11 protein-coding genes are annotated in these 13,434 nt (G+C 73.7%); 10 read left to right on the top strand and 1 reads right to left on the bottom strand.

Going from position 1 to position 13,434, the window contains the following annotated elements; genetic code table 11:
• Window position 1 precedes the first annotated feature (1 nt).
• From A6A25_RS37575 to A6A25_RS37530, 10 genes are all read left to right on the top strand, one after another.
• Window positions 2-703, top strand: a complete 702-nt coding sequence (locus tag A6A25_RS37575) for a CIS tube protein (RefSeq protein ID WP_241829128.1) — start codon at window positions 2-4, stop codon at window positions 701-703.
• Window positions 700-2,478: a VgrG-related protein gene (locus tag A6A25_RS37570; protein ID WP_073898605.1), complete on the top strand. Its 1,779-nt coding sequence runs from the start codon at window positions 700-702 to the stop codon at window positions 2,476-2,478. The genes A6A25_RS37575 and A6A25_RS37570 overlap by 4 nt, the downstream gene beginning before the upstream one ends.
• A 16-nt stretch (window positions 2,479-2,494) precedes the next feature.
• A complete protein-coding gene (locus A6A25_RS37565; RefSeq protein ID WP_073898603.1) occupies window positions 2,495-2,800 on the top strand; it encodes a PAAR domain-containing protein in 306 nt (101 codons plus the stop codon).
• Window positions 2,800-3,207 carry a GPW/gp25 family protein gene (locus A6A25_RS37560; protein WP_073898600.1) on the top strand — a complete coding sequence of 136 codons (408 nt, stop codon included), beginning with the start codon at window positions 2,800-2,802 and terminating at the stop codon, window positions 3,205-3,207. Before A6A25_RS37565 ends, A6A25_RS37560 begins: the two co-directional genes overlap by 1 nt.
• On the top strand, window positions 3,207-5,141 hold the full coding sequence (locus A6A25_RS37555; protein WP_073898598.1) for a putative baseplate assembly protein: 1,935 nt from the start codon (window positions 3,207-3,209) through the stop codon (window positions 5,139-5,141). Before A6A25_RS37560 ends, A6A25_RS37555 begins: the two co-directional genes overlap by 1 nt.
• A complete protein-coding gene (locus tag A6A25_RS37550) occupies window positions 5,138-5,686 on the top strand; it encodes a phage tail protein (protein WP_073898596.1) in 549 nt (182 codons plus the stop codon). Before A6A25_RS37555 ends, A6A25_RS37550 begins: the two co-directional genes overlap by 4 nt.
• A gap of 1 nt (window position 5,687) precedes the next feature.
• On the top strand, window positions 5,688-6,575 hold the full coding sequence (locus A6A25_RS37545) for a zinc ribbon domain-containing protein (protein ID WP_073898594.1): 888 nt from the start codon (window positions 5,688-5,690) through the stop codon (window positions 6,573-6,575).
• A gap of 58 nt (window positions 6,576-6,633) precedes the next feature.
• Window positions 6,634-7,716 carry an NAD-dependent epimerase/dehydratase family protein gene (locus A6A25_RS37540; RefSeq protein WP_073898592.1) on the top strand — a complete coding sequence of 361 codons (1,083 nt, stop codon included), beginning with the start codon at window positions 6,634-6,636 and terminating at the stop codon, window positions 7,714-7,716.
• A 152-nt stretch (window positions 7,717-7,868) separates the two neighbouring features.
• Window positions 7,869-8,489 (top strand): response regulator transcription factor, encoded by a 621-nt coding sequence (locus tag A6A25_RS37535; protein WP_073898589.1) that lies wholly within the window; start codon window positions 7,869-7,871, stop codon window positions 8,487-8,489.
• A gap of 1 nt (window position 8,490) precedes the next feature.
• On the top strand, window positions 8,491-8,688 hold the full coding sequence (locus A6A25_RS37530) for a hypothetical protein (RefSeq protein WP_073898587.1): 198 nt from the start codon (window positions 8,491-8,493) through the stop codon (window positions 8,686-8,688).
• 1,257 nt (window positions 8,689-9,945) lie between these two features.
• Here A6A25_RS37530 and A6A25_RS37525 read toward each other — a convergent pair.
• A complete protein-coding gene (locus A6A25_RS37525) occupies window positions 9,946-13,377 on the bottom strand; it encodes a BTAD domain-containing putative transcriptional regulator (protein ID WP_073898585.1) in 3,432 nt (1,143 codons plus the stop codon).
• Between the last annotated feature and the right edge of the window lie 57 nt (window positions 13,378-13,434).

Raw genomic sequence — 13,434 nt, 5'->3', positions numbered from 1 at the left:
AGTGGCAGGCAAGACCAGTCTCACCCGCGCCCAGTTGGTGGTCATGGAGCCGCCCGCGCAGGCGGGTGCGAAGCCGGGCGCCAAGCTGGCCACGGTGAAGTTCCAGTTCAACCCGAACACGGTGGCGCTGACCAAGAGCACCGAGTGGCGCCGCAACCCGTCCCGCATGGCGGACGAGACGTCGACGCCGGAGTTCGTCGGCAGCGGGCCGCGCACCCTGTCGGTGGACGTGTTCCTCGACGCCACCGCGACGCACGACAACTCGGTGGAGACGCGGGTGGAGCAGCTGCTGCTGGCCTGCGTGCCCACGAAGAAGAGCCTGGCGGCGAAGAAGCCCGCGAGCCCGTGGGTGCGCTTCGAGTGGGGCACCTCGAAGACCACGTCGTTCGACGGCGTGCTGTCGAACCTGTCGGTGGACTACTCGCTGTTCGACGTCGACGGGCGGCCGCTGCGGGCGACGTGCTCGTTGTCCATCGAGGAGGCGGGCGACGACACACCCGGCCAGAACCCGACCTCCGGGTCGCGGGAGGCGCGTCGCGTGCACCGCGTGGTGGCCGGTGACAGCCTGCCGCAGCTGGCGTGGCGCGAGTACGGCGACGCCACGGCCTGGCGGGTGATCGCCGAGGCGAACGACATCGACGACCCGATGCTGCTGGTGCCGGGTGACGAGCTGCTGGTGCCCGCGGTGGAGGAGGTCCGATGACGCGGCAGGCCGCGGGCAGGTCGTTCCGGTCGTTCGCCGCCGACCCGATCGTGAAGCTGGGTTCGTTGACGAGCACGTGGGAGAAGAGGCTCGTGAGCTGCGTGGTCGACGAGAACGTCGGCCTGCCGGACGTCGCGGTGCTGACCTACCGGGACGGCGACAACGAGCTGCTCACCGTCGGCGGCATCACGATCGGCACACCGCTGACCGTGTCGGTGACGACGGTGCAGAGCAAGGCGCAGGAGCAGCTGTTCGGCGGCGAGGTCACCGCGCTGGAGAAGGACAGCGACTCGACCGGGTCGTTCACCGTCATCCGGGCGATGAGCAAGGCGCACCGGCTGTTCCGCGGCCGGCGGGTGGAGGCGTTCCGCAACGTGACCGCCGCCGACGTCGTGCGCAGGGTGGCCAGGAACGCGGGCCTGGCCGTCGGCCGGGTCGAGGTCTCCCCCGTCACGTACGCGCAGCTCAGCCAGGCGGGCGTCTCGGACTGGGACTTCCTGCGGCAGATCGCGCACGAGCACGGCGTGAGCGTCCAGGTGGACGACAAGGGGAAGCTGGAGCTGCTCAAGCCCGAGCCCGCGACGGGCGCGCCCGCGCTCACCGAGAGCAGCCCGCTGGTGCTGCGGCACGGTGACCTGCTGTCGTTGCGCGCCTCGCTGACCGAGTCCGACCGGGTGGACAACGTCGAGGTGCGCGCCTGGGACGTGGCCACGAAGAAGGCGTTCGTGGCGGTCGAGCCCGCCGTCCGGAGCAAGACCGTGCTGCCCGGGGAGATGACATCGGTCGCCGGTAAGCGGACGTCGATGCTGGTGGCGGACACGCCCTACGGCACGCAGGCCGAGACCGCCACCGCCGCGCGGTCGCTCGCCGCTTCGGTGAGCGCCGGGTACGCGGAGATCGAGGCGGTCGCCAAGGGCCACCCGAAGCTGCGGGCGGGCGTGCCGATCGCGTTGGCCGACGCGGGACCGGCGTTCAGCGGGCGCTACACGGCCACGTCGGTGCGGCACGTGCTGGAACCCGACCACGGCTACCGCAGCATCGTCACGGTCAGCGCCTCGCCGGACCGGTCGCTGGCCGGGTTGGTGCTGGGCGGCAACGCGCTGCCCCGGCCGCCGCGGATGCCGGGGCTGGCGACCGGGATCGTCACCGACATCCGGGAGGTCGGCCAGGGCGAGCGCGGTTGGGTGCGGCTGAAGTTCCCGTGGCTGGACGACAACTACGTCACCGACTGGGTCCGCACGGTGCAGTGGGGCGGTGTCCGGGGTGGCGGTGTGTTCAGCCCGGAGGTCAACGACGAGGTGCTGGTCGGCTTCGAGCAGGGCAGCCTGGACCGCCCGTACGTGCTGGGCGGGCTCTACAACGGTGTCGACCAGCCGTCACCGCACGACGTGCCGCTGGTGGACCGGCGCAGCGGCCGGGTGAACCGCCGGTCGCTGGTGTCGCGCACGGGCAACCGGCTGGAGCTGCTGGACGGCCTCACCGCCGCCGGTGTCCGGCTGGAGACCGGTGACAAGCGGCTGGACATCACGCTGGACGAGAAGACCGGCGCGATCGACATCCGGGTGCGTGCCCGGCGCGGTCGCCGGGTGCTCGGCTCGATCAGCCTGACCGACCGGGGCATCACGATCGACGCCCGGCGCGGCGACCTGGTGCTGAAGGGCAACACGGTGTCGGTCGAGGCGACCACCTCGGTGTCCGTGCAGGGCCGCACCGAGGCTTCCGTGGACGGTGGCGCGCAGGCCGTGCTCAAGGGCCGGATCGTCCGGATCAACTGACCTGAAGGAGATCACCATGCCTCCCGCCGCCCGGCTGGGCGACAAGACGTCGCACGGCGGCTCCATCGGCACGCCGCCACCCGCGGCGGCCGTCGCGGTGGCCACCGTCCTGATCGAGGGCAAGCCCGCCGCCGTGGGCGGCAGCCTGCACGTGTGCGTCGTCCCGAAGGACGCCGTGCTGGGGCCGGCGAACGTCGTCGAACTCCGCGTCGGCGGCCAGGTGTTCATCGGCGGGATGGTCGCGGCGCGCGTCGGCGACAGCACCACGTGCCAGGCGAACATCGCGACCGGCGCGCTGACCGTCCACATCGGAGGCCTGTGATGAGCGGGAGCTTCATCGGGCGCGGCTGGGGGTTCCCGCTGCGCACCGGGCCGACCGGCGGTATCGGGATGGTCGAGCGCGAGCAGGAGATCACCGAGGCGATCCGGCTCGTGCTGGGCACCGCACCGGGTGAGCGGCCGATGCGCCCGGAGTTCGGCTGCGGCATCCACGAGCACGTGTTCGCGTCGGCGGACGGCGCCACGGCGGGTCTGGTGGCCCGGGAGGTGCGTGCCGCGCTGGACCGGTGGGAGCCGCGGATCGAGGTCGACGACGTGGTGGTCGCGTTCGACGCGGTCGAGGTCGGCACGCTCTACATCGACGTGCGCTACACCATCCGGTCCACCAACGACCGGCGCAACCTGGTGTTCCCCTTCTACACCATCCCGGCCGAGGGGGGCGAGGCGTGATGGCGCTGCCCGCACCGAACCTGGACGACCGGCGCTTCCAGCAGCTCGTGGACGAGGCGAAGCGGTACGTGCAGCAGAGCTGTCCGGAGTGGACGGACCACAACGTGTCCGATCCCGGTGTCACGCTGATCGAGGCGTTCGCGCAGATGGTCGACCAGCTCGTCTACCGGCTCAACCGGGTGCCGGAGCGCAACCACCTGGCGTTCCTGGACCTGGTGGGCATCACGCTGTTCCCGCCGACGGCCGCGCGCGCCGACGTCACGTTCCGGTTGTCCGCACCGCAGCCGCAGGCCGTGGTGCTACCGGTCGGCACGGAGGTCGCCACGGCGCGCACGGAGCACGCCGAGGCGGTCGTGTTCGCCACCACCGACGGGCTGGCCGTGGTGCCGTGCGCGGTGCGGTGGGTGGTGACCAGGACGGCGTCGGGTGAGCACGTCGACCGCACCAAGGACCTGGAAGCGGGCCAGGACGTGCGGTGCTTCCAGGCCGCGCCGACGCCTGGTGACGCGACGTTGTTCGGGCTGTCGGCGGCGGTGCCGCGCTGCGTGGTGGTGCTGCGGCTGGACAGCCGGGTCGAGGGCATCGGCGTCGACCCGCGGCAGCCTCCGCTGGTGTGGGAGGCGTGGAACGGGCAGGACTGGCTGCCGTGCGAGGTGGACGAGGACACCACCGGAGGCCTGAACCGGCCCGGTGAGGTGGTGCTGCACGTGCCGGCCGGGCACACCGAGTCCGTGGTGGCGGGGCACCGCGCGGGCTGGCTGCGCTGCCGGGTCACCGAGCCGGTGCGCGGGCAGCCGTTCTACGCGGAGTCGCCGACCGTGCGCGAGGCCGAGGCGTTCACCATCGGCGGCACGACCGCCGCGAAGCACGCCGAGACCGAGACGGACGTGCTGCTGGGCGAGACGGCGGGCGTGCCGGGGCAGCGGTTCACCGTGCCGCGCTCCCCCGTGCTGCTGGACGGCGAGCCGGTGGTGGTGCGGGTGTCGGCGGGCGACGGGTGGCAGGACTGGGCCGTGGTGGAGCACTTCGGCGAATCAGGGCCGGACGACCGGCACGTGGTGCTGGACGCCGTGCGCGGTGAGTTCCAGTTCCCGCCCGCGGTCCGCGAGGCCGACGGCACGCTGCGGCGTTACGGCGCGGTGCCGCCCAAGGGCTCGGTGGTGCAGGTGCCGCGGTACCGCACGGGTGGCGGGCGGGCGGGCAACGTGGCGCGTGGCGCGATCTCGGTGCTGCGCAGCTCCGTGCCGTACGTGGCGTCGGTGGAGAACCGCGAGGCGGCACGCGGCGGTGTGGACGGCGAGACGGTGGCCGAGGCGAAGGTGCGCGCGCCGCAGCAGCTGCGGGTGCAGGAGCGGGCGGTGACGGCCGAGGACCACGAGCACATCGCCCGGCTGGCGGCGCCGTCGCTGGCCAGGGTGCGGTGCCTGCCCGACGGTCCGGGCGGAGCGCGGGTGCTGGTGGTGCCGGACGCCGTGGCCGACCAGGGCGACCGGCTGCGGTTCGAGCAGCTGGTGCCCACCGAGGACGTGGTGTCGGCGGTGGCGAGGCGGTTGGACGAACGGCGGCTGCTGGGCACCCGGCTGGTCGTGGAACCGCCGCGGTACCAGGGCGTCACGGTGGTCGCGCGGGTGGCGGCGCCGGGCGCGGAGGGCAACCGGGTGCGTGAGGAGGCGTTGGACGCGCTCTACCGCTACCTCAACCCGTTGCGCGGCGGCCCGGACGGCACCGGGTGGGAGTTCGGTCGTCCGGTGCAGTACGGGGAGGTCTTCGCGGTGCTGCAGGGCGTGGCCGGGGTGCGGTTGGTGGAGGAGGTCCGGCTGTTCCCGGCCGACCCGATCACCGGTGCCCGCGGCGCGCCGGTGGACCGGGTCGAGGTGGCGCCGAACGCGCTGGTGTTCTCCTACCAGCACCAGGTCGTGGTGGCCGGACCATGAGTCGCGCCGCGCTGCCCGAGCTGCCCAGCCGCTACCCGTTGGGTGCGATGCTGCCCGCCCTGTACGCGGCGGACGACTTCGCGCAGCGGTTCACCTCCGGCCTGGACGCCGTGCTGTCCGCGATCCTCGCGACGCTGGACAACCTGCCGGAGTACTTCGACGCGGACCTCGCGCCCGCGGACTTCGTGACGTGGCTGTCGTCGTGGGTGGCGGCGGACCTCGATCCGGCGTGGCCGGAGCAGCTGAGACGGGAAGTGGTGCGCCGGGCCGTCGAGCTGCACCGCCTGCGCGGCACCGCGGCCGGTCTCGTGGCCCGGCTGGAGCTGTGCCCGGGTGTGCGGGCCGAGGTGGACGACGGGCCGGGCGCGACCTGGTCCACCCGACCCGACACTCCCCTGCCCGATCGGCGGGACGTCGTCGTGGTGCGGGTGCGGCCGGGTGAGTCGGGGGTGGTCGACCGGGAGCGGGTGGTGGCGCTGGTCGACGCGGTGTGCCCGCTGCACGTCACCTGCACCGTCGAGGTGCTCTCGGGGAACGGGGACTGACATGCGCCTGTGCACGCAGTGCGGCGCGCCCACGCGTGACGCCGACGACTTCTGCGGCAACTGCGGCACCTACCTGGGCTGGGCGAGCGCGCCGCAGCCGCCGCCGGACGAGCCCGCCGACGGGGAGCGGCCCGGTCCGGTGCCGCCCGGTCGGCCGCAGGCGCGCCGGCCGCTGCCCAGCGCCGTGGAAGAAGAGGTCGTGGTCGGGCCGCCGTGCCCGGCGTGCGGGATCGCGAACCCGCCGGGACGCCGGTTCTGCCGCCGCTGCGCCACGCCGTTGGTGCCGGGTGCGCGTGAGGAACGCGGCCAGGCGCGAGATCGGCGGTGGCGGTGGCGGGGTGACACGTCGCGGTGGCTGCGCCGACTGGTCGTGCTGGTGGCGGGCATGGTGCTGCTGGTGGCCGCGATCCTGTTCTACCCGGCGGCGTTGGCGCTGGTCGAGGACGTGCGCGACAAGACGGCCACCCCGGTCGCGGTCGGGCCGAGCAGCAGCACCGCCACCGCGGAGGTGCCCGGCCACCCGGCGGCGGCGGCCGTGGACGGCCTGTCCAACCGGTACTGGGGCGCGACCGCCGTGGGCGACTCGGTGGAGTTCGGCTTCGCCGCGCCGTTCCGGCTGCTGTCGGTGGTGGTGCACACCGGCGCGGGCGTGGAGGAGCGGGCGTTCACCGGGCAGGCGCGGGTCGCGGCACTGGACATGGTCGTGACCACGGCCGACGGCGGCAGCCGCACCGTGCCGCTGCCCCTGGCCGACCGGGTGGGGCCGCAGCGCGTCGACACGGCGGTGAGCGACGTCGTGCGGGTCCGGCTGGTCGTGCGGGCGGTCGCCGGGCAGGCGCCGGGACGGCACATCGCGTTGGGCGAGGTGGAGTTCTTCCGCCGGCCCTGAGCACCCATTCCTGGCATCCATCCCCTGGGCATCCATCAGCGAAGGACGGGAGCGGCACATGGACGTCGTAGTGGTCACCGGCTCGGCGGGCCTGGTCGGAGGTGAGGCCGTGCGGGCGCTCGCGGCGAGGTTCGACCTGGTCGTCGGCATCGACAACGGGATGCGGCGGGACTTCTTCGGCCCCGCCGGGTCCGTCGCGGCCAACCTGGCGCAGGTCGAGCGCATCCCCAACTACCGGCACCACCTGGTGGACGTGCGCGACCACGCCGCGCTCGCGGCCGTGCTCGGCGAGTACGGCACGGACGTGCGGCTGGTCGTGCACACGGCCGGGCAGCCGAGCGACGAGTGGGCGACCGGGCAGCCCCTGGTGGACCTGGGGGTCAACGCGGTCGGCACGATGAACCTGCTGGAAGCGGTCCGGCGGGTGTGCCCCGAGGCGGTGGTCGTGCTGACCTCCACCACGAAGGTGTACGGCGACGCGCCGGATTCGCTGCCGTTGGTGGAGACCGACACCCGGTGGGAGATCGATCCCGCGCACCCGTACCACGAGCACGGCATCGACGAGTCCCTGCGCACGGAGGGCGGCAGGCGGACGTTCTTCGGGGTGTCGAAGCTGGCCGCCGACCACGCCGCGCAGTCGTACGCGGGGCTGTTGGGGCTGCGGATCGGGGTGTTCCGGTGCGCGAGCGTCACCGGTGCGCGGCACGCGGGCGTCGAGCAGGACGGCTTCCTGTCGCACCTGGTGCGCAGCGCCGTGCGCGGTGCGACGTTCCCGGTGATCGGGCACGGCGGCAAGCAGGTGCGCGACGTGCTGGACGCGCGGGACCTGGTGGAGATGTTCTGGTACTTCTACCGCGACCCGAAACCCGGTGAGGTCTACCTCGCGGGCGGTGGGCGGGAGCGCAGCGCGTCGGTGCTGGAGCTGATCGCCCAGTACGAGTACCTGACCGGCCGGGAGGTGCCGTTCGAGTACGTGCCCGAGCGGCGGTTCGCGGACGTGCGGTGCTGGATCACCGACACCCGCAAGTTCCGCCGCGACTACCCGGGCTGGCGGCCGGTCCACGGGCTGGTCGACATCCTGCGCTCGGTGCACGAGCACTGGGTGGCGGTCGGGCTCAACGGCTTCCCCGTGGGCTCTTGACCACCGGTCGGTGCCCGTGTTGAGTTCGAGACGACCCCGGCGTTCTTCAGAGCGTCCAGCGGGCGTGAAGAATCTTTGTAGACGCGTTTCAGAGCGTGTGAAGCCGCGGCTCGCAGACTCGGTGGTGCAATCCGAGACAGCGGGAGGCAGCGGTGGAGCGAGTCCGGGTCGTCGTCCAGGCGGCGGATCACCTGAGCATGACGGGTCTGATCACCTATCTCGGTTCGAGGCCCGATGTGGAACTGCTGGAGGGCACCGTCCACGCGAAGCCCGACGTCGTCGTCATGGCGGTCAACCGGCTGAGCACCGAGGTGGTGTCGAGGCTGCGCCGGGCCGCCGCGCACGTCGGGGCGCCGGTGGTGCTGATCGTGGACGAGGTCGGCGAGTCCGAGGTGCTCACGGCGGTGGAGTGCCGGATCGTGGCGATCCTGCCGCGGGCCACGGTGAGCGACCAGCTGGTGCTGCGCAGCGTGTTGTCGGCGGCGTCGGGTGGTGGCGTGATGCCGCCGAACATGGTGGCCGAGCTGCTGCGGCACGTGCAGCGGCTGCAGCAGCAAGTGCTGGACCCGGAGGGCGGGCGCGACCGGCTGTCCGCCCGCGAGGCCGACGTGCTGCGGCTGATGGCCGACGGGTTGGACACGGCCGAGATCGCCGGTCGGCTGTCGTACTCGGAGCGGACCATCAAGAACGTGTTCTACGGGATCACCGCCCGGCTCAACCTGCGCAACCGACCGCACGCGGTCGCCTACGCCCTCAGGAAGGGGATGATCTGACATGGCCGACCCCGAAACCCCGACCAGGCAGGACCGTGCCGCACTGCGCCGAGTGGTCGATCAGGCGCTGCGGGGCATCCGCGCCAAGGCCAGGATGCCCCACCCGGTCCGCACGCAAGGCGAGGCGCGATGGGTGATGTCCTCTGACGGCGTGATCGACGCCCCCACCCCGACCGACCACCACCCCTCCGAGGCATGACCAAACCCCACACGCCGAGATCACCCAAAAGTGGCACAGGCTTCGGGGATGAATGGAAGTGCCAGAATTGTTGCCGGGAAAAGAAGGTGTGGCGCCACGGCCCGGAAAAAGGATCCCTCGGCGCCAGCCCGAGACCCGACGCCGACCGACACCCGACGCCGCCGACGAGCCCAGGCCACTGCCGAGCCACCGCCGCTACCACAGCGACGCCTCAGCCGCGCCCAAGCCACCACCGAGCCGAAGCCGCTGCCAGGCCGCTGCCTCACCTCAGGCCGCGCCCCGCGACAGCGACGCAGGACGCAGCCCTCGGACCACGCCCACGACGCGGCGCCCAGCCGCGGCCAGGGCCAGAGCCCATGCCGGACTCGCCCGCTCCGCGACGGACGCTCGCCGGCGGACTGCGACGCGGCACGGCGCCGAGCCGCGACCGGCCAACTGTCGCAGCACGGGCCGGCGGGTGCCCAGCGCTTCAGCGCACCACCGCGCCCGGCGCCCATCAGCCCAGCGCCCAGCGCGGCATGGGAACCCAGCCCCGGACGCGCCCCAGCCCGCTCGCGGGACCCGGCCTCGGCCCGGACGCAGCGGAACGCAGCCGCTCACGGAACCCAGTTCCGACCGCGCCCACGAGGCGGCACCCCCGGCCTGGCCGCGCCCGGCCGCCACGGCCCCGGCCCTCGCTGCGACTCAGGCGCCGGCGGGGCGCAGCCCTGGCCGAAGGCCAAGCGCCTCGCCGAGCTCGCGCCCTGCCTCGGCCACGGACACCGGCGGGCAGGCCCCAGCTCGTTTGCGGCCCAGCTTTGGTCCGGACCGGCGACGAAAACACAGCCCTGTTCGGCGGCCCAACCCACTCGCGGGTCCGGCATCCGGCCGCAGCGCAGCCCTCTGCGCGATCCAGCACCCGGCATCCGCCCAGCCCGGCGCCCGCCACTGCCAGCCCAGCACGGGGAACGACCCAGCCACCTGCGGGATCCAACGCCCAATCTCCGCCCAGCTCGGGGTCCCTCTGCGTCCCGCCCGGCATGGGAAACCAGCCCAGCGGTCCGCGAGGTCCAGGCGTCGATCCTCGGTCCAGGCGTCGGCCCTCGGTCCAGGCGCCCGCCGGCCCCAGCGACCGGGCCGAAGTGCGAGGCACGGGGTGCGGTGGGTCCGGTCGGTGTGGCATGCGACGGTCTCCCAAGCGACTCCGGCCGGGCTGCGGCGACCGGTCGCGGCACGGGGGATGACGCGGGTGGGGGCATGAGATGGAGGTGGGGGTGGTCAGTGGGCTTCCGAGATGCGGGTGGTGGTGCGGCGGATGTCCCAGTGGGCGCCGAAGGTTCGGTAGAGATCGGTGGCTTCGGCGGCGATGCCCTTGGCTTCCACGGTCTGTCCTCGGTGGGTGAGGAGGACGGCTTGGTCTTCCAGGGTTTGCGCCAGTTCGAAGGTCCTGCCGACCGACCGGTAGTGGCTGATCACCGGCACGAGGCCTTCCGGGTCGGAGGCCAGCACGCTCCGGCACCGTCGGGCCGCCGCGGCGGCGCGGGCGGCCTTGGTCTCGCGGGCGGCTTCGGCTTCGCAGGCTTCGACGGCGGCGCGGGCCGTGGCCAGGTCGCCGCACGCCAACGCCTGCCGCACCAGTTCGGGCAGCCACTGGTGGCGCAGCATCATGTCCGCGTAACGCGTGTCGAGGATCGTGCCGAGCACCTCGACGGCACCGGCGTGGTCACCCTCGCGCGCCGCCGCCATCGCCTGCGCCGCCACCAGGAAGTCGCAGTTCTCCCGGTACGCCTCGGTCACCAGCGGCAGCGTCAGGCCGGTGGTCAGGTGGGTGTCGAGTCGCGCGCCGTCGTCCCGGTGGGCGGCGATCAGCGCGACCACGCCGTGCAGCAGCACGGGCCCGCCTTCGCGCAGCCCGAACCCGGTGAACTCCGGATCACCGATGACCGCCTCCAGCCGCGCCACCGCCTCGTCCCACCCGCCGAGCCAGAACTGGTGCACGGCGGCGGCCAGGTGCAGGCCCGCCACCGGTGTCCCCCGCCCGGCCAGGTCGAACGCCGTCCGCAACGCCGACGTGGCCTCCTCCAGCCGGTCGAGGCACTGGAGCGTGAAGATGCGGTTGTCCAGCAACAACAACCGCAGGTCGGTCAACGCCACATCGGTCCCCACCACGTCGAGCGCCTGGTCGAGGTACGCGACGGCACGCGGGTAGTCGCGGCGCACCGCCTCCACCTGCCACAGCACCTCCAGCGCCTGGCCGATGGCGAACGGGTCGGCGGCCCGCTCCCCCGCCTCGATCGCGGCCCGCGCGCTGGCCTCGGCACCGTCCAGCTCACCGACGCCCGCCCGCTGCACCAACGCCAGCAACGACAGCAGCCGGGCCCGCCACATGTCCGACAGCACCGGATCGGCCAACGCCTCCCGCGACGCCGCCACCGCCTCCTCCGCCCGCGCACCCCGGTACGGCATGTACGCCAACGTCCAGCGCACCTCCGCGATCAGGTCCGGCGACCGCAGTCGAGGCAACGCCCGGCGCGCGTGCTCCTCGGCCTCCGCGTCCCGCCCGATCCGGAACAGCGCGCTGCTCAGGTGCGCCATCAACGTCGCGTCACGCTCGTCCCGCGCCACCGACGACCGCAGGCACCGCTGCAACAGCTCGACCGCCACCAGCGGCGCCCGGTAGACCAGCGCCGGACCTTGCGCGACCAGCCAGTCCACCACCCACGAGCCGACCTGGTCGGACGCGGCCAGCAGCTGTTCGGCCACGTGGTCCACGGGCGCGCCGGACGCCGCGAGCGCTTGCGCGGCCTGCTGGTGCAGGGCCGTGCGCAGCGCGGCGGGCGTCCCCTCGTACAGGGCCTGCCGGATGAGCGGGTGCCGGAACGCCATCCGGGGACCGGCGTCGCGCAGCACGCCCGCCGCGATGGCCTCCTCCAGCCGTGCCGCGAGGTCGAACACCGGCGTGCCGAGCACCACCGACAGGTCGCTCACCGCGAACTCGCCGCCGAGCAGGGCCGACCACCGCAGCACTTCGCGGGTCGGGTCGGACAGGAAGTCCAGTCGGCCGGTCACCGCGGACACCAGGGACAGCGGCACTCGGTCCAGGGCGTGCACGGCGACGTCCGCCACGCCCGTGTCGACCTCGACGACGCGTTCGCGGACGAGCGCGTCGGCGACCTCGCGCACGTACAGCGGGTTGCCGCCGGCTCGGGCGGCGATGCGGCGCAACCCCGGTCCTGGCGACGCGCCGACGAGACGCCCGACCAGGCCCGCGACCTCGGTATCACCCAACGGGGCGAGGTCGAGCACCGCGCCGCCGCCGGACTCGACGTCCCTGCGCAGCCGCGCGACCTCGGCCCGGTAGGGCACCGGTCGGGCCGCGCCGACCAGCAGCAGCGGCAGCCGTCGTGCCACCGTGGACAGCCGGTGCCACACCTGAGTGCTGGTCTCGTCGGACCACTGCAGGTCGTCCAGCGCGAACACCAGCGGCCCGTCCGCGCACAGCTGTTCCACCAGGGCGACCAGGCGGTCGACGGCGCCGAACACCGGGTCGGAGTCGGCGAAGATCGACCCGGCGGGCCGTTCCTGGCGCAGCGCCCGCGCGGTCGCCGCCCGCCTCGGATCGGGCGAGCGCGGTTCGACGCCGAGGCAGTCGAGCACGAGCCGCAGCGGGAACCGGCTGCCGAGTTCGTCGGCCACGGCGTGGGCGATCTGGTGCCCGGCCAGGTCGGCTTGGGCCAGCAGCGCGGCCAGCAGCGCCGACTTGCCGATGCCCATCTCGCCCTCGATCCACAGCAACCGGCCCGTGCCGGTGGTGACGTCGTCGACCGCGCGCCGCACGGCCGCGAGCTCCACGTCCCGCCCGACCAGTTCGGCGTCACGCGGCGTCGGGTCGACCGGCTCGCGCGCGGTCCGCGTCACGGCGACCGGTCGGCGCGCGGGCGTCACCGATTCCGGGTCCGTGCCGCCGAGGATGTGCTCGTGCGCGGCGCGCAGCCGCCGTCCCGGTTCGACTTCCAGTTCCGCCACGAGCACGCGGCGCGCGTCGCGGAACACCTCCAGTGCCTCCGCGCTGCGCCCGGACCGGTGCAGGGCCAGCATCAGCAGCTCGCGTGCCCGTTCCCGCAGCGGTTCCTCGGCCACCAGCGCGGTCAGCTCGGCGACGACCTCGGCGTGCGCGCCGGACGCGAGCGCGGCTTCGGCGCTCAGTTCCCGCGCGGTGGTCCGTGCCTCGCCGAGCCTGCGCCGCTGCGCTTCGGCGAACGGGCCGGTCAGCCCCGCGAGCGCCTCACCGCGCCACAGCGCCAGCGCCTCGTCCAGCGCCTGCCGGGCGGCCACCGGGTCGCCGTCGGTGAGCCGGCGCCTGGCCCGGTCGCGCAACGACTCGAACGCCGCCACGTCCAGCCCGCCGTCCACCAGCAGCCGGTAGCCGGAGCCGACCGACACCAGCAGCCGTGCGGCGGCTCCCCGGGGCCGGTCCGGTTCCAGTGCCTTGCGCAGCGTCGAGACGTAGGTGTGGACGCTGCCCTCCGCCGTGGGCGGCGCGTCGGCGCCCCACACGCCCGCCACCAGTTCGTCACGCCCCACGCCACCGGAGCGCAGCGCCAGCATCGCGAACAGCGCACGTGGGCGCGACGAGCCCAGTTCCACCTCCCGCTCACCGGACCAGGCGCGCACCGTGCCCAGCAGCTCGACCCGCAACGCGCCCGTCATCCCGCGATCCACCTCTCGTCCACCACCCTGCCCGAGCACCGCACCACCTCGACCACT

This window comes from Saccharothrix sp. CB00851 (assembly GCF_001905065.1).
In the GTDB taxonomy this organism is placed as follows: Bacteria; Actinomycetota; Actinomycetes; order Mycobacteriales; family Pseudonocardiaceae; genus Actinosynnema.
The sequence above is the reverse complement of the archived record's forward strand: the minus strand, read 5'-3'. Positions and strand labels throughout refer to the sequence as shown.